Origin of the sequence: Polaromonas hydrogenivorans (assembly GCF_040105105.1) — a bacterium.
In the GTDB taxonomy this organism is placed as follows: Bacteria; Pseudomonadota; Gammaproteobacteria; order Burkholderiales; family Burkholderiaceae_C; genus Polaromonas; species Polaromonas hydrogenivorans.
In genome coordinates, this window is the sequence record NZ_CP157675.1 from 2,637,852 (window position 1) to 2,662,548 (window position 24,697).

The following is a 24,697-nucleotide window of genomic DNA, read 5'->3' on the forward strand; positions in this document are numbered from 1 at the left end:
AAAGGCGACCCGCAGTCCGAGTCCCTACGCTTCGCTTCGGGCAACCTGCGCTACGCCACAAAAGCGGGGGTCCGCGCAAACTCGCTTCGCTCAAACAGCGCGCGGCCCTGATCCCGCTTTTGCGGCGCAGCACAGGCCCGGCCAGGACGGGTTTGGGGTCGGATTCGGAGTCGGAGTCGGGAGCAGAGCGCGCATGGCGCGCTCTGCGTATTCGGCTGTTGGGCTGCTGGTATTGGTTTTTTCCCCGAGCCCCCTTCTGTCAGCGCTGAGGAGCGGAAGGCCAGACGGATCAGGGCTCGTGCTTGTTTGAGGCGATAGCCGAGTTTGCACGAGACCCCGGCTGGACTGAGCACCGCAGGGTGCCCGAAGCGAAGCGTAGGGTCGCAGACAGTAGGGTCGCCTTTTCTTTGCTTACTTTCTTTTGGCGAAGCAAAAGAAAGTGAGTCGCCGCCGGGCGACTCCCGGCCAGCCCAACCCAGAAGCGCCAACCCAGCCACAAATCAAGCACAGGATTTCGCAAAAGCCTCAAGCCAAGCGCCAGCCCGCAGCATGCACTGAATAATTAAGAAATTACAAGCGTTTCAGTGCTCTTGCGCAATAAGGACGGTCGTGAGCAGCTATCAATAAAGGAGTAAAAAAGCAGCGACCACCAAACCAGCCTGAAAAACCACTCAAAACTTGCGCACTTCGATGTCGTGCTTTTGCAGCGCGTAGCCCATCTGGCGTGGCGATATCTTCAGCAGGCGGGCCGCCTTGGCCTGAACCCAGCCGCAGCGCTCCATCGCCCAGACCAGCCGTTCGCGCTCGCCGTCGGGCTTGCCATCGTCGGTTCGGGTAAGCGCCTCATCGGACTCATCCATGCCATCGTCGAAAGCGGTGGCTTGCGGCCTGGAATCGGCGGGTAGCGGCAGGCCGGCGTTGCCGCCGGCATCGGAACGCGGCGGGACCATAGGCACTTCGGTGATTGGAATGTCGGCCAGTCGCGCGGGACGCACCGCGTCGATGCGTTCGTTGTGATGCAGCACCTGGGTCAGGCAGCGGTTGCTCTGGCATGGAAACGCCAGATCGTTGATGACGTTGTCATGCGTCATGGTGGCCGTGCGTTCGACGCAGTTCTCCAGCTCGCGCACGTTGCCGGGCCAGTAGCAGCTGCTCAGCACCCGCATGGCGGCCGGGCTGAACTGGATGGCGCGCACGTTCTCGCGGTTGAAGCGCGCCAGGAAATGCCCAGCCATCGCCGGAATGTCCTCGCGCCGCTCCCGCAGCGGCGGCAGCTGGATGCTGACCACGTTGATGCGGTAGTAAAGATCGGCGCGGAACTCGCCAGCCTGCACCATGCGCTCAAGGTTACGGTTGGTGGCCAGAATCAGCCGCACATCCACCTTGACCGGGGCCGAGCCACCGACCCGCTCGAATTCACGCTCCTGCAGCACGCGCAGCAGCTTGGCCTGGAACGCGGCTGAAATATCGCCGATTTCGTCCAGGAACAGCGTGCCGCCATGCGCCAACTCGAAGCGGCCCTTGCGCTGGCCCTGCGCGCCGGTGAAGGAGCCTTTCTCGTGGCCGAACAGCTCACTTTCAAGCAGCGATTCGGTCAGCGCCGCACAGTTGACACAGACAAAGGCTTCGCGCTTGCGCGGCGAAAGGTTATGAATCGCGCGCGCAATCACCTCCTTGCCGGTGCCGCTCTCGCCGCGCAGCAGCACCGTGGTGCGCGCCGGCGCGACCTGGTGGACCTGCTCGAACACGTCCTGCATCGGCGCGGAAATACCGACCACCTGCTCGATCTGCTTGCTGGGCTTGAGCACCTTGTGCATGCGGCGCACCTCGTCCTGCAGGCTGTCGTGCGCGGCACTGACGCTGCGGTTCAGCAGCAGCGCCTGCCCCATGAGCGTGGCGACCATCTTGAGCAGCTGAAGGTTGTCGGAGAATCCGCGACGCTCACCGGGGTTCAGGCAGTCGATGGCCAGCACGCCAACGGTTCGGCGGTCGGCGCGAATGGGCGTGACCAGCATGGCAACGCCAACTCCCGGGGACTGGTCGGCGCCGCCCGTGCGATTGAGAAACAGCGGCTCGGCGTTCACGTCGGGCACCATGACCTGAATGCCATTGGCATAGACCCGGCCGACGATTCCTTCGCCGGACTGGAACTGCAGGCGCTGCTGCTCCTCGCGCGTGAGGCCCACGGCGCACAGACCGCGCAGCCGGCCTTCGGGCTCACCAATCACCACGAAGGCACGACGCCAGTCAAAGGCCTGCACCAGATAGTTCAATGCTTCGCGAAAGGTCTTGGCAACGTCCAGCGAAGTGGCCAGCGTCTTGCTGACTTCATAAACCGCATTCAGCTCGCGCCGAGCTTCAGTCATTTGTGTATTCACCATGTTGAGTCCCGGTTTTGTGCAACATAGGGCCTGCCGCATCGAACCGCCTGGCGCCCGGACCCTGATCTGCACCAGCAACGGGACTCGGTGACGATGCAACGGTCTCAAGAATAACTCATGCAAGAAACGTACCAAATACACCAAACATGATGAGGGATTGTGAAATCCACGCCACATGCCTGTTTCCGACAAACAAGACAAGCGGGCGGCGCCCTTGAGCGCCGATGGCATACAAAAACAACAATCAACAGACCAAAGTCAGCGTTTCAAGCGACAAAACGCATGGCACCGAAATTGCGGTACAGGGATGTCTCACCTCTCATTCCAGGAGCCTGCCATGACGGACCTCAGTCGCGACAAAGCCACCCACCGGGCGCCCCAGCCCGTGTACCTTGACTATGCGGCCACCACCCCGGTGGACCGCCGCGTCGCCAGCAAAATGATGCCCTACCTGACGGAGCTTTACGGCAACCCGGCCAGCCGCTCCCATGCCTACGGCTGGGCGGCCGACGAAGCCGTGGAACTGGCCCGCGAACAGGTCTGCGCGCTGATCAATGCCGACCCGCGCGAAATCGTCTGGACCTCGGGCGCCACCGAATCGAACAACCTGGCCATCAAGGGCGCGACCCATTTCTACAAGGCCAAGGGCAAGCACCTGGTCACGCTGGCGACCGAGCACAAGGCGGTCCTGGACAGCATGCGCGAACTGGAACGCGAAGGCTACGAAGTCACGGTGCTGCCGGTGCTGGCCAGCGGACTGCTGGACCTGGCGGTGTTTGAAGCCGCGCTGCGTCCCGACACGGTGCTGGCCTCGGTGATGTTCGTCAACAACGAAACCGGCGTGATCCAGGACATCGCCGCCATCGGCGCGATTTGCCGCGCCAAGGGCGTGATATTGCATGTCGATGCCGCGCAGGCCGCCGGCAAGGTGGTGATTGACCTGGAGCAATTGCCGATTGACCTGATGTCGCTGTCGGCGCACAAGATCTACGGCCCCAAGGGCGTTGGCGCTTTGTACGTGCGGCGCAAGCCCCGCATCCGCATCGACGCCCAGATGCACGGCGGCGGCCACGAGCGCGGCATGCGCTCGGGCACCCTGCCCACGCACCAGATCGTCGGCATGGGCGAGGCCTTCTGGCTGGCCCGCGAATGCATGGCCGCCGACAACGCCCGCATTGCCATGCTGCGCGAGCGGCTCTGGGCCGGCTTCCTGAAGATGGATGCCGTGGTGCTCAACGGCGATGCCGACCACCGCGCCGTGCAGTACCTGAACGCCAGCTTCAACTATGTCGAGGGCGAGTCGCTCTTGATGGGCATCAAGGGCGTGGCCGTGTCATCGGGCTCGGCCTGCACCTCGGCCAGCCTGGAGCCCAGCTATGTGCTGCGCGCCATGGGCCGCAGCGACGAACTGGCCCACAGCTCGGTGCGCTTTTCCATCGGCCGCTTCACCACGGTGGAAGACATAGATTTCACGATTGAACAGGTCACCCAGGTTGTGACCAGGCTGCGCGCCATGAGCCCGCTCTGGGACATGGTGCAGGCCGGCGTCGATCTCAGCACCATCCAGTGGTCAGAACACTGAGTCCGGATTCAACCCGCCCGTCCATCCCCACTGTTCATCCCTACTTCTTACGGAGAATTTTTATGGCATACAGCGATAAGGTCGTTGACCACTACGAAAACCCGCGCAATGTTGGCGCCTTCGAGGCCGGAGACGACAGCGTTGGCACCGGCATGGTCGGCGCGCCCGCCTGCGGCGATGTGATGCGGCTGCAGATCCGCGTCAACGCCGAGGGCGTGATCGAGGACGCCAAGTTCAAGACCTACGGCTGCGGCTCGGCCATCGCCTCCAGCTCGCTGGTGACGGAATGGGTGCGCGGCCGCACGCTGGACGAAGCCCTGGCCATCAAGAATTCCGACATCGCCGAAGAGCTGGCCCTGCCGCCGGTCAAGATCCACTGCTCCATCCTGGCCGAAGACGCCATCAAGGCCGCCGTGGCCGACTTCCGCGCGCGCCACCCGGCCGGCTCCGGCGCCGCCACGATCCTGACCGAGCAGCCCGTCTGCGCCTCCAGCACGCCCGCCCCCACTCTCTAACTCTCTAACCCCCATCCTCCGCCCACGGCACCGCCCACAAAGGAATCCAAAATGGAAGCAGCTCTGAACATTGCCAGCCCCACCCTGCCCGGCGTCATGCCCGGTCAGCTGGAATTCACGACCTCGGCCGCCGCCAAGGTGGCCGAACTGATCGTCGAGGAAGGCAACCCCGACCTAAAGCTTCGCCTGTACGTCACCGGCGGCGGCTGCTCGGGGTTTTCCTATGGCTTTGCCTTCGACGACCAGACCGCCGAGGACGACACGCTGATCGTCACCGAAGGCGTGGCGCTGGTGGTCGATGCCATGAGCCTGCAGTACGTGCTGGGCGCGCGCGTCGATTTTGAAGACGGCCTGGAAGGCTCGCGCTTCGTGATTCACAACCCCAACGCCCAGTCCACCTGTGGCTGCGGCAGTTCATTTTCCGTTTAAGAGGCCAGGCCATGAGTATTTCCCTGACGCCTGCGGCGGCGCGCCACGTCGAAAAATCCCTGGCCAAGCGCGGCAGCGGCATCGGCCTGCGCCTGGCTGTCAAGACCAGCGGCTGCTCGGGCTTTGCCTACGCGCTCGAATTCGTCGATGCGATGACCGCCGACGACCAGGCCTTTGAAACGCATGGCACGAAGATCATCATCGACTCGCGCAGCCTGGCCATGCTGGACGGCACCGAACTCGACTTCGTGCGTGAAGGCCTGAACGAAGGCTTCAAGTTCAACAACCCGAACGCCAAGGCCAATTGCGGCTGCGGCGAGAGCTTCGCTGTTTAAGGGTCCACAACATGGCACTGATGCAAATCGCCGAGCCCGGCCAGAGCGCCGCACCGCACCAGCACCGTCTGGCCGCCGGTATCGACCTGGGTACCACCAACTCGCTGATCGCTACCGTGCAAAGTGCCGTGGCACGTGCCCTGCCCGACGAGAACGGCGCCTTGCTGCTGCCCTCGGTCGTTCGTTACCTGGCCGGCGGCGGCATTGAGCTGGGCCATGAGGCGCAAGACAGCCAGGCCGATGACCCCGAAAACACCATTGTCTCGGTCAAGCGCTTCATGGGCCGCAGCCTGTCGGATCTGAAGGAAGCCGCCGGTCTGCCCTACCGCTTTACCGACGGCGCCGGCATGCTGGGCATCTCGACCATCGCGGGCGAACGCTCGCCGGTGCAGGTGTCGGCTGAAATTCTGACCGCCCTGCGCGAACGCGCCGAAGCCACGCTGGGCGGCCCGCTGGCGGGCGTCGTGATCACCGTTCCCGCCTACTTCGACGACGCGCAGCGCCAGGCCACCAAGGACGCGGCCCGGCTGGCCGGCCTCACGGTGCTGCGCCTGCTCAACGAGCCAACGGCCGCCGCCATTGCCTACGGTCTGGACAAGGCCGCCGAAGGCACGTTTGCGATTTACGACCTGGGCGGCGGCACGTTTGACATTTCCATCCTCAGCCTGACCAAGGGCGTGTTCGAGGTGCTGGCCACCGGCGGCGACTCCGCGCTGGGCGGCGACGACTTCGACCATGCCATTGCCGGCTGGTTCTGCGCGCAGCACGGCATTGCCGGCCTGGCCGCCCTGGCGCCCGGCCAGCAGCGCAGCCTGCTGGCCGCCAGCCGCAAAGCCAAGGAAACGCTTTCCGATGCCGAAACGGCTGAACTGTCACTGAACCGTGCCGAAGGCGACGCGCTCCAGGGCATACTTTCCCGCGCCCGGTTTGCCGAACTCGGCGCCCCGCTGGTCGCCCGCACCATGTCCGCCACGAAACGGGCGCTGCGCGACGCCAAGCTGGGCATTGCCGACATCACCGGCGTGGTGCTGGTCGGCGGCTCGACCCGCATGCCGATTGCCCGCGACGCGGTGCATGAATTCTTTGGCCGCGAGCCGCTGGTCGATATCGACCCCGACCAGGTGGTCGCCATCGGCGCGGCCCTGCAGGCCAATGTGCTGGCCGGCAACAGCCCGGGCGGCGACGAATGGCTGCTGCTGGACGTGTGCCCGCTGTCGCTGGGCATCGAAACCATGGGCGGGCTGGTCGAGAAAATCATTCCGCGCAACTCCACCCTGCCGATTGCCCGCGCCCAGGAATTCACCACCTTCAAGGATGGCCAGACCGCGATGTCGCTGCATGTCCTGCAGGGCGAGCGCGAAACCGTGGCCCATTGCCGCTCGCTGGCACGGTTCGAACTGCGCGGCATTCCGCCCGCCATGGCCGGCGCGGTGCATATTCGTGTCAGTTTCCAGATTGATGCCGACGGGCTGCTGTCGGTCACAGCGCGTGACCCCGCCTCGGGTGTTGAAGCCCACATCGAGGTCAAGCCCTCCTATGGCCTGGCCGACAACCAGATCACGGCCATGCTGCAAGATGCCATCGGCTCGTCGCAGGAAGACATGCTGCTGCGCTCACTGCGCGAGGCCCAGGTCGATGCGCGCCGCATGTTAGATGCCACCGAAGCTGCGCTGAAGGAAGACGCAGCGCTGCTGTCGGCGTCAGAGCTGATTGCCATCCGCCAGGCCATGTTCATGGTCGCGGACATGCTGGAAACCCAGGCGCCGGTTGAAGAACTGCGCGTCAGGACGACCCAGCTCGGCGCCGTCACCGACGAATTTGCCGCCCGGCGCATGAACGCCTCCATCCGCAAGGCGCTGGCCGGACGCGCCATGGACAGCCTGGCTTAAAGCGTCAAGGCCACGAGTGCTCCCTTACCAGAAAGCCCCCACCATGCCCCTCGTCCACCTGCTGCCCCACCCCGACCTGTGCCCCGAGGGCCGCGACCTGGAAGTCAGGCGCGGCGCCTCGCTCTGCGAAAGTTTGCTGACTGCCGGCGTGGCCATCGAGCATGCCTGCGAGATGGTGGCCGCCTGCGCCACCTGCCATGTGTACGTGCGCGAAGGCGGCGCGTCGCTGAAAGAGCCCGACGACGAGGAAAACGACCAGCTCGACAACGCCTGGGGCCTGGATGCCCAGTCGCGCCTGGCCTGCTGCATCAAGGTCAAGGACACCAACCTGACCATCGAGTTTCCGCGCCACACACGCAATCATGCGCGGGAGCATTGAGGGTTTTTCGGAGTTTCGGTTCTCTTTGACATCCTCCCCTGCCTGAAAGCAGAGGATTCCTACGGCGCTAGACATGAGTTGCTTCGAGGGCTTCAAGCAGCCCTACGCAGGCCTGGGTTCATCGCGCGGCATCAGCCGGCTGATGGAATCGGCACCACATTGTCGCTGCCGGGCGCGCCGAAAGCCTGCCGTTTCAGCACATGCAGCTGGTCGCGAACCCGGGCGGCTTTTTCAAACTCCAGGTTTTTCGCGTGTTCAACCATCTGCTTTTCAAGGCGCTTGATTTCGCGTGCGATGTCTTTCTCGCTCATGTCCTCGACCAGCGCCTTTTGCATTTCGAGCTTTTCGGCTTCCTTGCCGGATTTCTCGGAATACACGCCGTCGATCAAATCCTTGATGCGCTTGACGATGCTGCGCGGCGTGATGCCGTGCAGGGTGTTGAACGCCAGCTGCTTGTTACGCCTGCGCTCGGTTTCGCCCATCGCCATTTTCATCGAGTCGGTGATCCGGTCGGCATACAAAATGGCGCGGCCGTTGAGGTTTCGGGCAGCACGGCCAATCGTCTGGATCAGGCTTCGTTCCGAGCGCAAAAAACCTTCCTTGTCGGCATCCAGAATCGCCACCAGCGAAACTTCCGGAATGTCCAGCCCCTCGCGCAGCAGGTTGATGCCGACCAGCACATCAAAAGTACCCAGGCGCAGGTCACGCAGAATTTCAACCCGCTCGACCGTCTCCACATCGCTGTGCAGATAGCGCACCTTCACGCCGTTCTCGGTCAGGTAATCGGTCAACTGCTCGGCCATGCGCTTGGTCAGCGTGGTGATCAGCACCCGTTCATTGATTTCCACACGAATCCGGATTTCCTGCAGCACGTCATCGACCTGATGCGTCGCGGGGCGCACTTCAACCTGCGGGTCCACCAGCCCTGTCGGCCGGACAAGTTGCTCCACGACCTGCCCGGCATGCTCTTTTTCATACGCGGCCGGCGTCGCGGAGACGAAAATCGCCTGCCTGACCTTGGACTCGAACTCCTCGAACTTGAGCGGCCGGTTGTCCAGCGCGCTGGGCAGGCGAAAGCCGTACTCGACCAGCGTGGTCTTGCGCGCCCGGTCGCCGTTGTACATGGCGTTGAGCTGGCCGATCATGACGTGGCTTTCGTCGAGGAACATCACCGAGTCCTTCGGCAGGTAGTCGCACAGCGTCGAGGGCGCCGAGCCCGGCGCCGAAGCGCTCAGGTGCCGGGTGTAGTTTTCAATCCCCTTGCAGTGGCCGATTTCACCCAGCATTTCCAGGTCGAACCGGGTGCGCTGCTCGATGCGCTGGGCTTCGATCAGCTTGCCGTCGGCAATGAACTGCCCTACCCGCTCGGACAATTCGAGCTTGATGGTTTCCACCGCCGCCAGCACCTTGTCGCGCGGCGTGACGTAATGGCTTTTCGGATAGACCACAAAACGCGGGATTTTCTGGCGGATGCGCCCGGTCAGCGGGTCAAACAGCTGCAGCGATTCAATCTCGTCGTCAAACAGCTCGATGCGAATCGCCAGCTCGGAATGCTCGGCCGGGAAAATGTCGATCACATCGCCGCGCACGCGGAAAGTGCCGCGCGCAAAATCAGCTTCGTTCCGGCTGTACTGCATGCGGATCAGCCGTGCAATCACGTCGCGCTGGCCCATCTTGTCGCCAGTGCGGGCAATGAAACGCATCTGGGTGTAATCCTCGGGCGCGCCAATGCCGTAAATCGCGCTGACAGTGGCCACGATGATGGTGTCGCGGCGCTCCAGCACGCTTTTGGTCGCCGACAGCCGCATCTGCTCGATGTGCTCGTTGATGGCCGAGTCTTTTTCGATGAACAGATCGCGCTGCGGTACATAGGCCTCGGGCTGGTAGTAGTCGTAGTAGCTGACGAAATACTCGACCGCGTTTCTCGGGAAAAACTCGCGGAATTCGCTGTACAGCTGGGCGGCCAGCGTCTTGTTCGGCGCAAACACAATCGCCGGCCGGCCCAGCCGCGCAATCACATTGGCCATGGTGAAGGTCTTGCCGGAGCCGGTCACGCCCAGCAGGGTTTGAAAGGCCTCACCGTCGCGCACGCCCTCGACCAGCTTGTCGATGGCCTGCGGCTGGTCACCTGCCGGCAGGTAGGGCTGAAACAACTCAAACGGCGAATCAGGAAAACGGATGAACTGGCCCACGCCGGCTGAATCCGCTGCTTCAGGAATGACTTCCATTGTTTCTGGCATAAAACCTCAATTCAAGCCCCGTTAAAATTCGGGGCAATTAAACACATTACGACATTCGGGCAAAAATGGGAATTACAACCCCCTGACTGGCCGACGAACACATCACTGCCGGCATGAAAACCGGTCAACCCAGCCTGGCTTCAGGCGAATTTTCACCCTCTGAGGATACTTTCATGTCTTTGTTTACCGCCGTCGAAATGGCACCGCGCGACCCGATTCTGGGCCTGAACGAGCAATTTGCCGCCGACACCAACCCTGCCAAGGTCAACCTGGGCGTGGGCGTGTATTACGACGACAACGGAAAACTCCCGCTGCTCGAATGCGTTCAGGCCGCTGAAAAACAGATGATGGAAGCGCCCAAGGCGCGTGGCTACCTGCCGATTGACGGCATTGCCGCTTACGACGCTGCCGTCAAGGGCCTGGTGTTTGGCGCCGACAGCGAGCCCGTCACGTCGGGCCGGGTCGCCACCGTGCAGTGCATCGGCGGCACCGGCGGCCTGAAGGTCGGCGCCGACTTCCTTAAACACCTGAACCCCGATGCCAAGGTGCTGATCAGCGACCCGAGTTGGGAAAACCACCGCGCCCTGTTCACCAACGCCGGCTTCACGGTCGAAAGCTATCCCTACTACGACGCGGCCACGCGCGGCATCAACTTCGCCGGCATGCTGGCAGCCCTCAATGCCGCGCCCGCCGGCACCATCGTCGTGCTGCACGCCTGCTGCCACAACCCGACCGGCTACGACATCACCGCCGCCCAGTGGGACGAAGTGGTTGCCGCCGTCAAGGCCAACAACCTGGTGGCATTCCTGGACATGGCCTACCAGGGCTTTGGCTACGGCTTGGCCGAAGACGGCGCGGTGATTGGCAAGTTTGTCGCCGCCGGCCTGAACTTTTTCGTGTCGACCTCGTTTTCCAAGAGCTTCAGCCTGTACGGCGAACGCGTCGGTGGATTGAGCGTGCTGTGCGAGAGCAAGGAAGAAGCCAGCCGCGTGCTGAGCCAGCTCAAGATCGTCATCCGCACCAACTACAGCAACCCGCCGATTCATGGCGGCATGGTGGTGGCCATGGTGCTGGACACGCCCGAGCTGCGTGCCCTGTGGGAAAAGGAACTCGGCGAGATGCGGGTGCGCATCAAGGCCATGCGCCAAAAGCTGGTCGATGGACTGAAGGCCGCCGGCGTAAAGGAAGACATGAGCTTCATCACGAAGCAAATCGGCATGTTCAGCTATTCGGGCTTAGCCAAGGACCAGATGGTTCGTCTGCGCAATGAATTTGGCGTCTATGGCACCGACACCGGCCGCATGTGCGTGGCGGCGCTGAACAGCAAGAACATCGACTATGTTTGCGCCTCGATTGCCAAGGTGATCTAAAGGCTGCCAAGCGTCTGCAAGGACGCTTGACGCGCTTGAAGCAAGTTCTGATTTCGAAGATCAGAAACAGGCGCAAGCTTCAATAGCTCAGCCGGGCAATGGAGCGCAGCACGTCGGGCGTGGTGCTGGGGAGTCCAAAAAACTCCAGATACGCGGGGATTTGCTCGAACAGCATGTCCGAGCCCACCTGCACCCGGCAGCCGCGCGCCTGCGCGGCCCCCAGAAAAGCAGTCATCTCGGTTTTCATCACCACCTCGCCCACAAAGGTAGCGGGGGCGATGCGCGACACGTCCATCGGCATCGCGTCGCCTTCGTTCATGCCCATGGGCGTGGCGTTGACCACCAGGTCAAAGCCTGCGGGGTCGTTGGAGCCGACCACGACGTCAAGCGCCGGATAGTGCTGGCGCAGACGCTCGCCCAAGCTCTGCGCGGAAGGCCCATGAACATCAAACAGGCTCAGTGCCGCCACCCCGGCCGCAGCCAGCGACGCCGCAATGGCCGAGCCCACGCCGCCGCTGCCCACCACCAGCGCCCGGGCGCCCTTGAGCGTCAGGCCCTTGCGCAGCACGCCGCGCACAAAGCCTTCGCCGTCAAACATGTCGCCCTGCAGGCGGCCGTCGGCAGTGCGGCGCACGGCATTGCACGAACCGGCAATCGCGGCCGTGGGAAACACCTCGTCCAGCAAGCCAACGGTGGTGACCTTGTGCGGCATGGTGATGAGCGCGCCCCGGATGTTGGCGAGCTTGAAAACCGCGCGCAGAAAATCCGGGTAGTCCTGCGCCTGACAGCCCATGGGAACGACGATGGCGTTGACGCCGGCTTTTTCAAACCAGGGGTTGTAAATCATCGGCGCCTTGAAGGCGTGGGTGGGGAAGCCGATGTGGGCAATGATTTCAGTGTTTCCGTTGATCATGTTGTTCTCCTTGATGTTAATCAGTGCCGCTTTACTGTTGCGCCTGGCGCCACTGCGCCATCGCCGCCAGACGCGACGGGGCGTTCGGCGCGCCATAGCCGGCGTAGCCCCGGCGTCGCTCGACCAGTTCGAAATGGAAACGGTCGTCAAACGGCGTGAGGTACAAATGCAGGAACTCGCCACCGTCCGCTTCGCGGTCGTACAAGATGCCCAGCTCGCGCATGGCCGCCAGCAAGCCGGCGTCGATGTCGTACCTGGCGAGCAGGTCGTCGTAGTAGTTGGCCGGCACCGGCAGCAGCAGCGCGCCCGATGCCTTGAGTGCGCGTGCCGTTGCCACCAGGTCGGTCACTGCGATGGCAATTTGCTGAACGCCAGCGCCGCGAAAGCTCGACACGGCACGGGACACCGAGGTGTTGTCGCGTTCGGAAACCGTGATGGACACGCGCACTTCACGGTCGGTCGATTCAATCTCGCGGCTCCTGATCACGCCGTAGGGGTCATGCATCACGACGTTGCGCTCGGGCGCCAGGCCCAGCGCCGCACGATGGAACAGCACCCACGGCTCGACCTGCCCGGCCGGCACAGCCTGCACCAGGTGGTCGAAACGTGCCGTATCACCCAGTACACCGCCGTGCAGGGCGGATTCGTCCATCACAAAGTCGGCTTCAAAGGCGTAGCGGCCACCTTGCGGCGCTTCGCAAAAATAGAGCAGGCTGCCGTCGGGTGCGCGCACCGCCGGAATGGTCAGCTCGTTCTGACCCACACGCCCGTTCACACGCGGGCACAGCAAGGCTTCGGCGCGCGCCAGCGCCCCGGCGACATCCGGCGTGGCCAGCGCCACGGCGCAGGCCGAGGTGCCGTGCTGTTCAAAATGGCTGCGGGCAAACGAATCCTCTTCCAGATTGACGATGATGCGCACCTCACCCTGGCCATAAAGATCAACCTTCTTCGAGCGGTGATGGCCGATGCGGTGAAAACCAGTCGCCTTCAGCCACGCGGCCAGCCGGCCGCCTGCGGCCGGGTCCACGGCGAACTCGACGAACGCCCATCCAGTCAGCACGGGCGCTGGCGGCGGTGCGAACAGCGGCGCCTTGCAAGGCGGTGCGTCCTTCGCCCGACTCTGGCGCACCTGGTCTTCGAGCCACAGCAGCGAGCGCCTGGCATCGACCGCATTGGCCCGCGCCGGCGCGGAGCGGAATTCATCGTTGAAGATTTCGAGCGAAAGCGGCCCGCTGTAGCCCGACTCGATCACGGCTGCAGTGAACTTGGTCACCTCCATCTCGCCCTGGCCCGGAAAGCAGCGGTAATGGCGGCTGTGCGTCAACACGTCGGTGTTCACCCAGGGTGCATCGGCCAGCTGGACAAAGAAAATCTTCTCGCCCGGCAGCCTGGCGATGCCGCTCGGGTCGTCGCGCAGCGACAGCGTGTGAAAGCTGTCAAGCGCCAGCCCCATGTGCGGATGGTTGACGCGCTCGACCACGCTCCAGGCCTGGGACCAGAGCTTGATCTTGCTGCCCCAGGCCAGCGCCTCGTAGGCGATGCGCATGCCGCGCCTGCCGGCGTGTTCGGCGAGCTGGTGGAATTGCCCGGCGAGCTGATCGACATCGCCGAGCGCGTCGGGCTGCACGTTCGAGCACACCAGAATCAATTCAGTGCCCAGTTCCTGCATCACGTCGAACTTGCGTTCGGCGCGTTCCAGACTGCGAGCGACCTGCGCGGGCGTGGTGCCGTCGAAATCACGAAACGGCTGGAACATGTCGATGCGCAAGCCCAGGTCCTCGCAAATGCGGCGCACCTCGGCCGGCGTTCCCGGGAACTGCAGCAGGTCGTTTTCAAAGATTTCCACGCCATCGAAATGCGCAGCGGCTGCAGCCTGTAGTTTCTCGCGCAGCATTCCAGACAGTGAGACAGTGGCGATTGAATGGCGCATGGTCAACTCGACTCGGTCAATGATTTGGAAAGATCAGGCCTTGGCGGCCAGCGCTGCCGAATGGCCAGCGCGCAGCCCCAGCAAATAGCTGTCCACGCCGAAGCCGCAAATCTGGCCCCGGACGATTTCGCCGAACACCGAGACATGGCGGAAGGCCTCGCGGGCGTGGATGTTGGACATGTGCAGCTCGACAATCGGGCAGGTCAAAATGGCCAGCGCGTCGCGAATGCCGTAGCTGTAGTGCGTCCAGGCGCCGGCGTTGATCAGCACCGCGTCCACGCCGTCGGTGTAGCCTTGGTGGATGCGCTCGCACATCTCGCCTTCGCTGTTGGTCTGGAAGCATTCCACGTCCGTACCCAACTCTGTACCCAAAGCAGCCAGGCCGGCATTGATCTCGTCCAGCGTGATGGTGCCGTACTGCTTGGGGTCGCGCTTGCCGAACATGTTGTGGTTGATGCCGTGCAGCATGAGAATTTTCATGGGAATCCTTTAAATACAGGTCATTAAGAGAAGGCGTTCCAGTCTGGCGTGCGGAGGGTGGCCCGCTCCTCAAGGGGCTGCTCCTGGCCACGCACGCGAACAGCCTGCAAGCGCTGAACTGCAGACTTGCTTATTTGCTAGCGCGTGCCTGGGCCAGCGCATCCTGCAGGCCCTTGACGGTTTCCTGGCCGACGGAAACAGCGAACTTGGCAACCACGGGGCGCATCTTCTCGCGCAGCTTGTCCACTTCGGCCGGAGCCAGTTCGGTGACCTGCATCCCGCCCTTCTTCACGGCTTCCAGCGCCGTAGTGGCCTGAGCGCGGGCCTGCTGGCGCTGGTAAACGGTGGATTCGGCGGCGGCATCGGAGATGATCTTTTTCTCGGCCGGCGACAGCGTGTCCCAGAACTTCTTGCTGATCAGCACTGATTGCGGGTTGTACTGGTGGTTGGTCAGGGTGAGGTACTTTTGCACTTCAAACAGCTTGTTGGCGGCAATCACGGTGAGCGGGTTTTCCTGCCCGTCAATGGCGCCTTGCTCCAGTGCGGAGTACACCTCGCCAAAGGTCATGGGCGTCGGGTTGGCACCGAGCGTCTTGACCCAGTCCACATTGATGGGCGTGGGAATGACGCGCAGCTTCAGGCCGGCAATGTCTTCGACCTTCACGATGGCGCGCTTGTTGTTGGTGATGTTGCGAAAACCCAGTTCCCAGTAGGTCAGGCCGATCAGGCCCTTGGCATCGAGCTTGGCATGCATCTGCTTGCCGAACGGTCCATCGACCACGGCGTCAGCCTCCTTGCTGTTGCTGAACATGAACGGAAAATCAAACACCGCGAATTCCTTGACCTGACCGGCCAGGTAACTGGTGTTCATCGACGCCATCTCGATGGTGCCGCCCTGCATGGCCGAAATCACCGGGCCGTCGCCACCGAGCACGCCACCGGGGAACAGGTTGACCTTGATCTTGCCGCCGGACTTGGCCGCGACAAGGTCGGCGAACTTGTGCATGCCCATCACCAGCGGATGGCCTTCCGGATTCTGCGTGGTGAACTTGATGGTGCGCTCCTGGGCTGAGGCGATGCCAAAGGCTGCAAAGGCCACAGCAGCGACGATGGTTTTGAGGACTAAACGTTTCATGACTTGTCTCCTAGATTAAAAAAGCAAAGGCGGCTGTACGCTTATTGAATGATGGCGACCAGGCGTGGCGTACCCACGCACGCCCGGCCGCTCGTCTGTGGTGACTCAATAGAACCAGCGGGCCGGCACCATGACGAGCTGCGGGAACGCGACCATCAGGAACATGATGATGAACTGCGCGATCATGAAAGGAATCACGCCCTTGGTCACCTCGTCCATGCTGATCTTGCCGACGCCGGCCACGGCATTGAGCACCGTACCCACGGGCGGGGTGATCAAGCCGATGGCGTTGTTGATGATGAACATCACGCCGAAATACACCGGGTCGATGCCCGCGGCCTTGACCACCGGCATGAGCACCGGCGTCAGGAGCAGGATGGTCGGCGTCATGTCCAGCGCCGTGCCCACGAGCATGGTCAGCAGCATGATCGCCAGCATCAGCAGGCGCGGACTGTCGAGCAGCGGCTGCAGCAGGGCAACGACTTGCGCCGGCAAGTTGGCCACCGTGATCAGCCAGGCCGAGACCATGGCGGCAGCGACCAGGAACATGACCACGGCACAGGTCTTGGCGGCAGACACGAACAGCGGGACCAGCTGCCTGATATTGAGTTCGCGGTAAACGAGCGTCGAAACGAACAGCGAGTACACCGCCGCCACCACAGCCGCTTCGGTCGGGGTGAACACGCCGAACTTCAGGCCGAACACAATGATGAAGGGCAGCACCAAGGCCCAGGTCGCCAGTTTGAGCGCCTCGACCACTTCGGCCGCCGTCTTGCGCGGAGGCGGCACGACCACTTCCTTGCGCACCAGGTACCACCAGGTGGCCACCAGTGCAACAGCCAGCCACACGCCCGGGAAGATGCCGGCCATGAACAGCTTGGAAATCGACACATTGGCGGCGACGCCGAAGATCACGAAACCGATGCTCGGCGGGATGATGGGCGCGATGATGCCAGCCGAGGCAATCAATCCGGCCGAGCGAGCCTTGTCATGCCCGGCGGCAACCATCATGGGCAAGAGCAGCGCGGTCAGTGCGGCGGCATCAGCCACGGCTGAGCCCGACAGCGAGGCCAGGATGACCGCCGCGACGATGGTCACGTAGCCGAGGCCGCCCTTGATATGGCCAACGAGGGCCATGGCAAAGTTCACGATGCGCCGCGACAGGCCGCCGGCATTCATGATCTCGCCAGCCAGCATGAAAAAGGGCACGGCCAGCAGCGGAAAGCTGTCGGCGCCGTTGATCACGTTTTGCGCCAGGATCTGGGCGTCGAACATGTTCAGGTGCCACATCAGCGCGGCGCCGCACAGCAGCAGGGAAAAGGCAATCGGAACGCCCAGCGCCATGGCGCCGAGCATGGAGCCCAGGAAAATGAGGATGGTCATGTCAAGCCTTGCGCGTTAGTGGGATTTGCCGGCATCGCCGTGTGGAGCGTCTTCGGATTCCTGCATCAAGAGCAAATGCTCGTCGTCGATCTGGCCGGTCAGCAGGCGCCACAGATTGCCCAGCAGGATAGGCGCGCTGAGCACGGAAAAAGCCATGCCCGAGGCGTAAAAGTAGCTCATGGAAACCTCCATCACCGCGCTCGTCGTGTCCCAATTGATGACCGTCTGGTCGTAGGAGCCCTTGAACAGCAGCCACAGGCAAAACAGCATCAGCACCAGCGACAGGCCCATGCAGACTTTCTTGCCCGCCGGACCCAGTCGTCCGACCAGCATGTCGGTGCCCAGGTGGCCGTTGTCGCGCACGGCCACGACCGCACCCAGGAAGGTCAGCCAGACGAACAGCCAGCGCGACAGCTCCTCCGACAGGATGAAGCCCGAGTCAAAGGCGTAGCGCATGAACACGTTGCCGAACACCAGCACCACCATCACCGCCAGGGCTGCGGCGATCAGGTAGCTGATGAACCGGCAGTACCCGTCGATCAACTTCTTAACCATGAATTTGTCTCCTTTAAAAAAAGCTCAACCCATAATGTACAAACTAGTTAGTTTTCACAAATCAGGGCTTACCCTGTACTCCAGAATGCTTTTTGCCATAGCTGATATAGCAAAAATGGCTGGATGCGCATCAATCCCAGAACCTTGCGCTGACAAGGCTCCGGCTCACCCCACAGCGTTTTAAACCAGCGGAACGGTCAGTTTTTCAATCACCGCGCGAGTGTCGGGCCGCACGCCGCGCCACCATTCAAAGGCCTCGGCGGCCTGTTCGGCCAGCATGCCCACGCCGTCGCCCAGTTGCCGGACGCCGGCGTTTTGCGCCAGGCGCAGGAATGGCGTCAGGCCCTTGCCGTAAGCCAGTTCATAGGCCAGGCAGCCGGGCGCGAACACGCTGGCCGGCACCGGCGGCAGCTCGGCGCGCAAACTGGCCGAGGTGGCGTTGAACACCACGTCGAAGGTCTGCCCCGCCAGATCCTGGTAAGCGCAGCCGCGCACGACACCAGCGCCCGAAGCAGCGCCGATGCGGGCAAGTTCATGCGCCTTGTCCACGCTGCGGTTGGCAATCACCAGTTCGCCAGGTTCCTGCTCCAGGAAGGGCAGCAGCCCGCCCCGGGCGGCACCGCCCGCGCCCAGCAGCAGCACGCGTTTTCCCTTGAGCGGCGTGTTCAGGTTGTGGACCACGTCGCGCACCAGGCCGACGCCGTCAAAGTTCTCGGCCAGCACGCGCTCGCCGTCGAACTTCATGGCATTGGCCGCGCCCGCCAGTTGCGCCCGCTCCGAGCATTCGGTGGCGTAGGCAAAGGCGTCGAGCTTGAACGGCGTGGTGATGTTCAGGCCCCGGCCGCCGGCGACGCGGAAGGCATCGACCGCGCCGGCGAAGCCACCCAGCGGGCCTTCGATGGCGGTGTAGTCGATGTCCTGGCCGGTGGCTTGCGCATACATGCCGTGGATCAGGGGTGATTTGCTCTGGTGAATGGGGTTGCCGATGACGGCATAGCGATCAGTCATGCCTGTGTCTCCGAATAAAGAACGCCGTCCTGCTCCATGGCGTCGATGTCCTGCGCCGAATAACCCACGCTCGCGGCAATCTCGCGGTTGTGCTGGCCCAGCATGGGCGCGGGGCCGCTGGGCGAGGTGTCGCAGCCGGAGAAGCGAAACGGCAGGTTGGGCAGCTTGATTTTTCCCAGCAGCGGGTGGTCTTGCTCGACCACCATGTCGCGCGCCAGCGTCTGCGGGTCGCTGAGCACCTTGTCGATGGTCTGCACCGGCGCGGCCGGAACACCGGCGGCGTCCAGCGCCGCGCAGCACGCTTCAACCGAGTCCTGCGCCAGCGTCCATTCGCGCACATTGGCCAGGATCGATTCGCGGTTGGCGTTGCGCCCGGCCTGGCTGTGCAGACTGGTGTCAAGCGCATAGGCCTCGCCGCCAATCAGTCTCGCCAGGCTTTTCCAGGTGTCCGTCATCTGCGCGGCAATCACCAGGTAGCCGTCTTTCGCGGCAAAAACCCCATACACCGTGCTCTGCGGCAAATCGTGGCCGGTCTGCACCGGCAACTCGGTGCCGCCGCTCATCAGGTAGCTCTGGGCGGCGAAGTCGTGCATCGAAATCATGCAGTCGTACAGCGCGATGTCGATGTGCTGGCCCAGGCCGCTCGTCACGCGCCCGAACAGCGCGGCGCAAATCGCCGACACGCCGTGCATGCCGGCGTACATGTCGGCAATCGGCATGCGAAACAGCGGCGGCGGCTCGCCCGGCACGCCGATCAAGGACATTGCGCCGCTCTTGGCCTCGGCAATCAGCCCGAACCCTGGCCGATGCGAGTCGGGGCCGGTGTGTCCGTAGGCCGACACCGAGCAATAGACGAGCTTGGGGTTGCGCGTGGACAGCTCCTCATACCCCAGGCCGAGCTTGTTCAGGGCGCCGGGGCGGTAGTTCTCGACGAACACGTCGGCGCTGTCGGTCAGCTTGTGCATCATCTCCAGGCCGCGCGGGTCGCGCAGGTTGATGCACAGGCCCTGCTTGCCCATGTTCTGCTGTAGAAAATAGCCGCTCTGGCCCTTGACCATGGTCGGGCTGGCGCGCCCGGCATCGCCGGCCACCGGCCGCTCGACCTTGATGACCTCGGCGCCCATGGCCGAGAGGCAGCGCGACATGTGCGGGCCGGCCAGGAAGTGGCTGTAGTCGATCACGCGGATGCCGGCCAGCGGCAGCGCCTGGGTGGACTTGTTTTGGGTTGAATCAAGCATTAAAAGTGTCCTTTGCGCATATGGGTATTTCGTTAATAGCTATATATTTAATAGCAACCATCAGGCGGTGGCCGCCGTGGGGCGGCGCGGCACCATCAGGCGGTGCTCGCCCTTTTGCACCACCTGGCCGTGCTGGTTGATCAGCTCGGCGGGCAGAATCACGATGCCCCAGCCGGGCTTGCTTTTGGAGGCCCGCATGCTTTCGACATGAAATTTGATGTGCAGCACGTCGTTGATCTTGATCGGCAGCAAAAAGTCCCAGGTCCAGCCCAGCGACATGCCGGGCAAGAAGCGGTATTCGCACTGGGTCTTCAGGCCATCGGCCACCGACAGCCCCATCAGGCCATGGGCGACGCGGCAGCCGAAGTGCGAGGCGTTGGCGTATTCCTCGTCTACATGCACGGGCGTGAAGTCGCCGGTGAGTTCGGCGTAGGCGTCAATGCGCTCGGCGGTCACCAGATAGGTCGGGCTGGTGCATTCGTCGCCGACCTGGGCGTCGTCCCAGTATTTTTCGGGTGTGGTGAACTGGATATTCGGTTTAGGCATGGGAATGTCTCCTGAGGTTTTTGAATCGATGAGCCGGCTCAGGCCCTGGGCTTGACTGCCAGCGCTTCGGCGACGCTGTTGCCGTGGGCCTGGATCAACTCGATGGCCAGGCCGTCGGGCAGCTGCAGCCAGTTGCGGCCCTGCGGCAGCGCCTTCACGCCCCAGCTCTGGGCCGCCTGCAAGGCGCCTTCCAGGTCGTCCACCATGATGCCGAGGTGCGCCAGCCAGCCCGCGTCGTTGCTGGGCGGCGCCTCGAAATCGGGGCAGGACATGAACTGCATGCCGCCAAGGGTCCAGTACTGGTTGGGCGCGTCCGCCGGACCGTCGATCTCGCGCACGTCCATGCCCAGCACTTCATGGAAGAAGTTGATGTGCCACTGGATGTCCTTGACACGCACCGCGACGTGTTCGACATAGGATTTGTTGCTGTAAGCCATGTTGTCTCTTTCCTTGGAAATAGTTGGGTGTTAGCGCGGCAGGCTCCGCTCAACGCCCTTGATGCAGGCCACCAGGGCCTGATTGACGGGGGTGGGCACGCCGACCTTGGCGCCCTGGCGGACGACGGCGCCGTTGATGTAGTCGATTTCGGTGACCGAGCCTTTTTCCAGGCTTTGCAGCATCGACGCCTTGAATTCGGGCGGCAAGCCAGCCGCAGCCATGACCCATGGCTGGCGCGGCTCGGTGATCGACAATTGAATGCCGCTGGCACGCGCCACAGCCATGGCCTCGGCCACGGCGGCGATGGCGCAGGCCTCCACTTCAGGCACCTGGTACAGCTCGCCGTAAGGCAAACGGGTGATGCCGCTCAGCGCGCCGGTGGCGACGTTGACCAGCAGCTTGTCCCACATCGTGCCCATGATGTTGGAGCTGACGGTGGTGAGCAAGCCGGCGCGGTTGAAGGTGTCGGCGATGCGGCTCACGCGATCAGAAATGCCGCCATCGAGTTCGCCGATGTGCGTTTCCTTGCCCTGCGTGCCGACGATGATGTGGCCCAGCGCTAGCATCACGCCGCCCGCGTAGGTCTTGCCGGCCAGCACCTTGCCGCGCCCCACGACCTCGGCCAGCGTGTCTTCATGGCCCAGTCCGTTTTGCAGCGACATCACGACCGTGTGCTCGCCGACGATGGGCAAGGCGCTTTCAATCGCCGCACGGGTGTGAAAGGACTTGACCAGCACGATGATCAGGTCAACAGGACCGGCGGTGCTGGCGATTTCATGGCAGTCGGTGGTGGCAAGCACTTTGACCACGCGGTCAACGCCCTGGTCGCGCATCACCAGTCCGTGCTGCTTCATGGCGTCCACATGGGCCTGGCCCCGGTTGACCAGCCACACCTCGTTGCCCGCTTCGGTCAGCACGCCGCCGATGGCGCACCCCAGGGCGCCGGCGCCCAGTACACAAATTTTCAAAGCCTGTCTCCACGTTCAGGACACGGCTCAGGCATCCCTTGGGGGCGAATGGTAGTTTTGCGCCTTCATGTTGTAAACAAAGTGCCTGCAATACACTTCATTGCAAATTTTTATGGCCAGAAGGAATCCACCGTCATGACCCAACCCGACAAAGGCGATACCGCGCTTGCCGATATCAAGCTGCTCAGGCTGCTGGATTTGCTCTACAACACGCGCAGCGTGACGCGCGCCGCAGAGCAGCTAGGGCAAAGCCAGCCCACGGTCAGCATCTGGCTGGCCCGGCTGCGCAGGCAGCTCGGTGACCCGCTGTTCGTGCGCACGCCCGAAGGCATGCTGCCCACGCCGCGCACCGACGCGCTGATCGGCACGGTGCGCGAGGTGCTGGAGGGACTGCGCCGCCTGTCCGAATCGGAATCGCGGTTTGACCCGGCCACGGCGCAGCGCGGCTTTCGCATCTTCATGACCGACGCCAGCCACATCACGCTGCTGCCGCGTTTGTTTTCCCATGTGCGCGCACTGGCGCCCCAGGTCCGGCTGGAGGCAGCCACGATTGACGCGCGCATGGCGCCGGCGCTGCAGTCGGGCGAAGGCGATCTGGCGCTGGGCCTGGTGCCGGGGCTGGAGGCCGGTTTTTACCAGCAGACCCTGTTCGGCCAGGACTGGATTTGCCTGTGCAACGCCCGCCACCCGCGCATCGGGGAAATTTTCACATTGCAGGATTACGCGGCCGAAGCCCACATCGGCATTGTGTCGGGAACGGGCTACCAGTTGCTGGACGATGCCCTGAAAAGCCAGGGCATCGCGCGGCGTGTGTTGCTCGAATTGCCGGGCTTTCTGGGCCTTTCTGCCATCTTGTCCACCAGCGACCTGATTGCCACCCTGCCCCGCCAGATCGGTGAAACACTGGCAAGCGCGGCCGGCCTGCGCGTGCTGCCCTGCCCGTTCGAGATTCCCGGCTTCACCGTCAAGCAGTACTGGCATGCCAGGTACCACCACGATGCCGGCAACCGATGGCTGCGCGGCGTGTGCGCCGAATTATTCATGAAATATGCCTCTTGCGCTTGATGGGTATGCGTAAAAAGCTATCACTTTGATAGCGCAAACATCCAGCCCCCTGACGGGCTGCTAGCGCTCGCCAGCGTGGTCAAGCGGCCGGTTGACCAGTACACGCGCAAACAGCGGATGGCGCATGCTGCGCACCTCGTGCTCAATCGTGGCGAGCACTTTTCCGCTGTCCAGGTCGGTGATGTCCTGGAAGCGGTACTGGCTCTCGCTGCTTTCCTCGGTGATCAGGCCGCGCTCAAGAAGCCGCCGGTGAACGCCCGAAAAATCAGCCACGGTGATCTGGACATGGTGGCCGTCGTAGGGTGGCAGCGCATGAACGGTCTCGCGAAAAACCAGGCATTCATGCAGGCCCATGTGAATACGCGCAAAGGCACCGGCGTCGTCAACGCCGTAGTTCGCCAGCGCACCCAGCATCTTTCGGTAAAAGTGCGCGATACCCTGCGCGGCGCCGGGAGCGGTATTGATCTCGACATAAGGCATGCCCAGACGCATGCGCCCAAAACGCTTGGCGTCCGGCGCATGCACGCGGATGCGATTGCCCCAGGGGCAGGTCACCTCGACCAGCATGCCGCTGCGGGAAAAGCGGAACCAGGTGTCCTGCAGCAGCGGCTGGATGCTGGTCAGCCGCGCCATCAGCGCGTCCAGATCGGGCATGATCAGGCCGATCACCCCGCGCAGCACCTGCGCCGGCCCGACGGGCAGGTGGAACTGGCTGGTGCCGACGTTGATCCAGGCGTTGTCGATGCCGGTCCTCAAATAAGGGTCGCGGGTCAGGCCCAGCCCCATGATGTAAAAAATGATCGCGCATTGCTGGCTCGGCACCCGAACATTGACGTGGCCGAACTCGGCGATGTTGCCCACGTCTTCGGTGGCGCGGTTGAAGACGGTCTGTTTCATTTTGATGCCTGACGTTAAAAATGTGCAATTTAGACAATGGCGGCCGGAAAGTCCACTGCCTTAAAAAAATAATGTTCATGTCGTGATGCAATCAAGCCTATAGCGCCTGGGCTATGGACGCGTTGGTCATGCCTGCCTATAGTTCGTCCGGCAATTCAACAGACACTGGCGCGACCTCAAACCACCCAATGGAATTCACCTTGCAACCCAGAATCGACTGTCATGTGCATGTCTTCGACCCGGCCCGCTTTCCCTATGCGGACGACGCGTGGTACCGGCCCTCGGGCGGCGAGACCGGCACGGCCGACAACCTCGGCCAGGTGCTCGATGCCCATGGCGTGCGGCATGCGCTGATCGTCGGACCGAACTCGGGCTATGGCCTGGACAACCGCTGCCTGCTCGACGCACTGGCGCGCGGCGTGGGCCGCTACAAGGGCATCGCCGTCGTTCGCAACGACGCCAGCCGCACCGAACTGCAGGATCTGCAGGCTGCGGGCGTGGTCGGCGTGGCCTTCAACGTGGCGCTGCTGGGCGTCGATTTCTACCGCGATACCGGCCCCCTGCTGGAGCGCCTGCGCGAACTGGGCATGTGGGCGCAGGTGCAGGTTCAGGCCGACGAACTGGTGGCCTTGCGGCCGCTGCTGCAGAACAGCGGCGCGCGCCTGCTGTTTGACCACTGCGGCCGCCCCGATCCGAAGGCGGGCGTTGGCCAGCCCGGTTTTGCCGCGCTGCTGGCGCTGGCCGACACCGGCCGCGCCTGCGTCAAGCTGTCGGGGCTGACCAAATGTTCGGACCAGCCGTATCCGTACCCGGATGCCTGGCCGTTTGTGCAGGCGCTGGTCGAAGCCTACACGCCGCAAAACCTGGTCTGGGCGTCAGACTGGCCCTTCTTGCGTGCGCCGGCCCGGATTGACTACGGTCCCTTGCTGGCGCTGTTCGAGCAGTTGCTGCCCGATGAGGCGGCGCGCCAAGCCGTGTGGTGGGACACGCCCAGGCGGCTGTTTGGATTTGGCGCCTGAAA

The 24,697-nt window shown here is 63.2% G+C and carries 23 protein-coding genes; 9 read left to right on the forward strand and 14 right to left on the reverse strand.

The features are described 5' to 3' along the window. Positions 1-671: 671 nt before the first annotated feature. Positions 672-2,381, reverse strand: coding sequence for a nif-specific transcriptional activator NifA (nifA, locus tag ABLV49_RS12680; RefSeq protein ID WP_349276872.1), 1,710 nt, complete (start codon positions 2,379-2,381; stop codon positions 672-674). A gap of 337 nt (positions 2,382-2,718) precedes the next feature. Here nifA and ABLV49_RS12685 point away from each other — a divergent pair, with 337 nt between their 5' ends. The 6 genes from ABLV49_RS12685 to fdx all read left to right on the forward strand — a co-directional run bounded on the left by ABLV49_RS12685 (position 2,719) and on the right by fdx (position 7,510). After that, the gene (locus ABLV49_RS12685) at positions 2,719-3,963 is read left to right on the forward strand and encodes an IscS subfamily cysteine desulfurase (RefSeq protein WP_349276874.1); all 1,245 of its coding nucleotides are present in this window, start codon (positions 2,719-2,721) and stop codon (positions 3,961-3,963) included. A 62-nt stretch (positions 3,964-4,025) separates the two neighbouring features. Next, complete coding sequence (gene iscU / locus ABLV49_RS12690) at positions 4,026-4,478, forward strand: Fe-S cluster assembly scaffold IscU (RefSeq protein ID WP_011800969.1); 453 nt, start codon at positions 4,026-4,028, stop codon at positions 4,476-4,478. Positions 4,479-4,529: 51 nt separating this feature from the next. Further along, positions 4,530-4,907, forward strand: coding sequence for an iron-sulfur cluster insertion protein ErpA (erpA, locus tag ABLV49_RS12695; RefSeq protein ID WP_349276876.1), 378 nt, complete (start codon positions 4,530-4,532; stop codon positions 4,905-4,907). An 11-nt stretch (positions 4,908-4,918) separates the two neighbouring features. Then, positions 4,919-5,242, forward strand: a complete 324-nt coding sequence (gene iscA / locus ABLV49_RS12700) for an iron-sulfur cluster assembly protein IscA (RefSeq protein ID WP_011800967.1) — start codon at positions 4,919-4,921, stop codon at positions 5,240-5,242. A gap of 11 nt (positions 5,243-5,253) precedes the next feature. After that, entirely contained in the window at positions 5,254-7,131 is a 1,878-nt protein-coding gene (gene hscA / locus ABLV49_RS12705; protein ID WP_349276879.1) for a Fe-S protein assembly chaperone HscA, read from the forward strand. 43 nt (positions 7,132-7,174) lie between these two features. After that, on the forward strand, positions 7,175-7,510 hold the full coding sequence (fdx, locus tag ABLV49_RS12710; protein ID WP_011800965.1) for an ISC system 2Fe-2S type ferredoxin: 336 nt from the start codon (positions 7,175-7,177) through the stop codon (positions 7,508-7,510). A gap of 131 nt (positions 7,511-7,641) precedes the next feature. Here the strand turns inward: fdx and uvrB are convergent, their stop codons facing one another. Next, a complete protein-coding gene (uvrB, locus tag ABLV49_RS12715; protein ID WP_349276881.1) occupies positions 7,642-9,750 on the reverse strand; it encodes an excinuclease ABC subunit UvrB in 2,109 nt (702 codons plus the stop codon). A gap of 173 nt (positions 9,751-9,923) precedes the next feature. On the opposite strand from uvrB, the gene ABLV49_RS12720 reads away from it, so the two are divergent. Continuing rightward, positions 9,924-11,120 carry an amino acid aminotransferase gene (locus tag ABLV49_RS12720; RefSeq protein ID WP_349276883.1) on the forward strand — a complete coding sequence of 399 codons (1,197 nt, stop codon included), beginning with the start codon at positions 9,924-9,926 and terminating at the stop codon, positions 11,118-11,120. Between the two features lie 79 nt (positions 11,121-11,199). On the opposite strand, the gene ABLV49_RS12725 is transcribed toward ABLV49_RS12720, so the two are convergent. The 11 genes from ABLV49_RS12725 to ABLV49_RS12775 form a co-directional block, all read right to left on the reverse strand. After that, entirely contained in the window at positions 11,200-12,033 is an 834-nt protein-coding gene (locus ABLV49_RS12725; protein WP_349276885.1) for a shikimate dehydrogenase family protein, read from the reverse strand. 31 nt (positions 12,034-12,064) lie between these two features. Continuing rightward, positions 12,065-13,963, reverse strand: coding sequence for a bifunctional sugar phosphate isomerase/epimerase/4-hydroxyphenylpyruvate dioxygenase family protein (locus ABLV49_RS12730; protein WP_349276887.1), 1,899 nt, complete (start codon positions 13,961-13,963; stop codon positions 12,065-12,067). A 33-nt stretch (positions 13,964-13,996) separates the two neighbouring features. Then, a complete protein-coding gene (locus ABLV49_RS12735; RefSeq protein ID WP_349276889.1) occupies positions 13,997-14,443 on the reverse strand; it encodes a type II 3-dehydroquinate dehydratase in 447 nt (148 codons plus the stop codon). 130 nt (positions 14,444-14,573) lie between these two features. Then, entirely contained in the window at positions 14,574-15,578 is a 1,005-nt protein-coding gene (locus ABLV49_RS12740; protein ID WP_349276891.1) for a TRAP transporter substrate-binding protein, read from the reverse strand. Positions 15,579-15,683: 105 nt separating this feature from the next. Further along, a complete protein-coding gene (locus tag ABLV49_RS12745; RefSeq protein WP_349276893.1) occupies positions 15,684-16,961 on the reverse strand; it encodes a TRAP transporter large permease subunit in 1,278 nt (425 codons plus the stop codon). Positions 16,962-16,976: 15 nt separating this feature from the next. After that, positions 16,977-17,516, reverse strand: a complete 540-nt coding sequence (locus ABLV49_RS12750) for a TRAP transporter small permease (RefSeq protein WP_349276895.1) — start codon at positions 17,514-17,516, stop codon at positions 16,977-16,979. A 180-nt stretch (positions 17,517-17,696) separates the two neighbouring features. Further along, a complete protein-coding gene (gene aroE, locus ABLV49_RS12755; RefSeq protein ID WP_349276897.1) occupies positions 17,697-18,524 on the reverse strand; it encodes a shikimate dehydrogenase in 828 nt (275 codons plus the stop codon). Beyond that, positions 18,521-19,762, reverse strand: a complete 1,242-nt coding sequence (locus ABLV49_RS12760) for a CaiB/BaiF CoA transferase family protein (protein ID WP_349276899.1) — start codon at positions 19,760-19,762, stop codon at positions 18,521-18,523. The genes aroE and ABLV49_RS12760 overlap by 4 nt, the downstream gene beginning before the upstream one ends. A 60-nt stretch (positions 19,763-19,822) precedes the next feature. Continuing rightward, the gene (locus ABLV49_RS12765) at positions 19,823-20,308 is read right to left on the reverse strand and encodes a MaoC family dehydratase (RefSeq protein ID WP_349276901.1); all 486 of its coding nucleotides are present in this window, start codon (positions 20,306-20,308) and stop codon (positions 19,823-19,825) included. A gap of 38 nt (positions 20,309-20,346) precedes the next feature. After that, on the reverse strand, positions 20,347-20,745 hold the full coding sequence (locus ABLV49_RS12770) for a VOC family protein (protein WP_349276902.1): 399 nt from the start codon (positions 20,743-20,745) through the stop codon (positions 20,347-20,349). A gap of 30 nt (positions 20,746-20,775) precedes the next feature. After that, positions 20,776-21,714, reverse strand: coding sequence for a ketopantoate reductase family protein (locus tag ABLV49_RS12775; RefSeq protein ID WP_349276904.1), 939 nt, complete (start codon positions 21,712-21,714; stop codon positions 20,776-20,778). A gap of 135 nt (positions 21,715-21,849) precedes the next feature. On the opposite strand from ABLV49_RS12775, the gene ABLV49_RS12780 reads away from it, so the two are divergent. Beyond that, a complete protein-coding gene (locus tag ABLV49_RS12780) occupies positions 21,850-22,779 on the forward strand; it encodes a LysR family transcriptional regulator (RefSeq protein WP_349276906.1) in 930 nt (309 codons plus the stop codon). A 60-nt stretch (positions 22,780-22,839) separates the two neighbouring features. Here ABLV49_RS12780 and ABLV49_RS12785 read toward each other — a convergent pair whose 3' ends face one another. Then, a complete protein-coding gene (locus tag ABLV49_RS12785) occupies positions 22,840-23,676 on the reverse strand; it encodes a VOC family protein (protein ID WP_349276908.1) in 837 nt (278 codons plus the stop codon). Positions 23,677-23,876: 200 nt separating this feature from the next. Here ABLV49_RS12785 and ABLV49_RS12790 point away from each other — a divergent pair, with 200 nt between their 5' ends. After that, positions 23,877-24,695 carry an amidohydrolase family protein gene (locus ABLV49_RS12790; protein ID WP_349276909.1) on the forward strand — a complete coding sequence of 273 codons (819 nt, stop codon included), beginning with the start codon at positions 23,877-23,879 and terminating at the stop codon, positions 24,693-24,695. The last annotated feature ends 2 nt before the right edge of the window (positions 24,696-24,697 follow it).

Excerpts from the sequence above, each read along its gene's own strand:
- ABLV49_RS12730 (WP_349276887.1), bottom strand. The coding sequence starts at position 13,963 with ATGCGCCATTCAATCGCCACTGTCTCACTGTCTGGAATGCTGCGCGAG.
- ABLV49_RS12725 (WP_349276885.1), bottom strand. The coding sequence starts at position 12,033 with ATGATCAACGGAAACACTGAAATCATTGCCCACATCGGCTTCCCCACC.
- ABLV49_RS12720 (WP_349276883.1), top strand. The coding sequence starts at position 9,924 with ATGTCTTTGTTTACCGCCGTCGAAATGGCACCGCGCGACCCGATTCTG.
- ABLV49_RS12780 (WP_349276906.1), top strand. The coding sequence starts at position 21,850 with ATGACCCAACCCGACAAAGGCGATACCGCGCTTGCCGATATCAAGCTG.
- aroE (WP_349276897.1), bottom strand. The coding sequence starts at position 18,524 with ATGACTGATCGCTATGCCGTCATCGGCAACCCCATTCACCAGAGCAAA.
- ABLV49_RS12785 (WP_349276908.1), bottom strand. The coding sequence starts at position 23,676 with ATGAAACAGACCGTCTTCAACCGCGCCACCGAAGACGTGGGCAACATC.
- ABLV49_RS12765 (WP_349276901.1), bottom strand. The coding sequence starts at position 20,308 with ATGCCTAAACCGAATATCCAGTTCACCACACCCGAAAAATACTGGGAC.
- ABLV49_RS12740 (WP_349276891.1), bottom strand. The coding sequence starts at position 15,578 with ATGAAACGTTTAGTCCTCAAAACCATCGTCGCTGCTGTGGCCTTTGCA.
- ABLV49_RS12685 (WP_349276874.1), top strand. The coding sequence starts at position 2,719 with ATGACGGACCTCAGTCGCGACAAAGCCACCCACCGGGCGCCCCAGCCC.
- uvrB (WP_349276881.1), bottom strand. The coding sequence starts at position 9,750 with ATGCCAGAAACAATGGAAGTCATTCCTGAAGCAGCGGATTCAGCCGGC.
- ABLV49_RS12760 (WP_349276899.1), bottom strand. The coding sequence starts at position 19,762 with ATGCTTGATTCAACCCAAAACAAGTCCACCCAGGCGCTGCCGCTGGCC.
- fdx (WP_011800965.1), top strand. The coding sequence starts at position 7,175 with ATGCCCCTCGTCCACCTGCTGCCCCACCCCGACCTGTGCCCCGAGGGC.
- hscA (WP_349276879.1), top strand. The coding sequence starts at position 5,254 with ATGGCACTGATGCAAATCGCCGAGCCCGGCCAGAGCGCCGCACCGCAC.
- iscA (WP_011800967.1), top strand. The coding sequence starts at position 4,919 with ATGAGTATTTCCCTGACGCCTGCGGCGGCGCGCCACGTCGAAAAATCC.
- ABLV49_RS12750 (WP_349276895.1), bottom strand. The coding sequence starts at position 17,516 with ATGGTTAAGAAGTTGATCGACGGGTACTGCCGGTTCATCAGCTACCTG.
- ABLV49_RS12745 (WP_349276893.1), bottom strand. The coding sequence starts at position 16,961 with ATGACCATCCTCATTTTCCTGGGCTCCATGCTCGGCGCCATGGCGCTG.
- nifA (WP_349276872.1), bottom strand. The coding sequence starts at position 2,381 with ATGGTGAATACACAAATGACTGAAGCTCGGCGCGAGCTGAATGCGGTT.
- ABLV49_RS12735 (WP_349276889.1), bottom strand. The coding sequence starts at position 14,443 with ATGAAAATTCTCATGCTGCACGGCATCAACCACAACATGTTCGGCAAG.
- erpA (WP_349276876.1), top strand. The coding sequence starts at position 4,530 with ATGGAAGCAGCTCTGAACATTGCCAGCCCCACCCTGCCCGGCGTCATG.
- iscU (WP_011800969.1), top strand. The coding sequence starts at position 4,026 with ATGGCATACAGCGATAAGGTCGTTGACCACTACGAAAACCCGCGCAAT.
- ABLV49_RS12770 (WP_349276902.1), bottom strand. The coding sequence starts at position 20,745 with ATGGCTTACAGCAACAAATCCTATGTCGAACACGTCGCGGTGCGTGTC.